Annotated in this window: 1 protein-coding gene; it reads left to right on the top strand. The window is 48.6% G+C overall.

The window, feature by feature from the left end; all coding sequences use genetic code 11:
- Nucleotides 1-395, top strand: a 395-nt coding sequence (locus tag NE665_RS24010; RefSeq protein ID WP_256302719.1) for a hypothetical protein, incomplete at its 5' end; no start/stop codon positions are given.
- Nucleotides 396-465 lie beyond the last annotated feature (70 nt).

Below are 465 nucleotides of genomic sequence, written 5' to 3'. Positions count from 1 at the left end.
AAGCGGATACCTATCCACTGACACTGGGAGAGTATCTGCAGGATACGAGCATCACCGTATTGGGGAAGAAGCTGAAAGATGGGGAGAGCTTCTATCTGTATCATGCCAGAGAGGACCGCTACAATGCTTCCTTTTCCAAGAAGCTGCGAGCATATAGCGACAAAGAAAAGATGAAGGTGTTCGTATTGAATACCTCCCGGATCGTACAGCCGGAGGGGGATAAAGAGAAGAAGGCGATGGATGAGGGGATGAGCATCATCAATGAGACGATGAGCCTCAGCCTTTCCCCAAGCGTTTACTATATCAGGGATGGCGAAGTCAGAGCAGTATTGAAGGATAATGCAACAGAGAAGGAGATAGCCGCATGGTTTGCGAAGAATCCACAAGGGAATTGAGGAAGAAGCAGGAACAGCTGAAAAGCAGGACGCTCTGGCTACAGGAGATGAAGCAGGCGATCATCAAAAA

The organism is Clostridium sp. DFI.1.208 (assembly GCF_024463855.1).
In the GTDB taxonomy this organism is placed as follows: Bacteria; Bacillota_I; Bacilli_A; order Erysipelotrichales; family Erysipelotrichaceae; genus Clostridium_AQ.
This window is presented reverse-complemented; position numbering and strand designations above follow the sequence as displayed.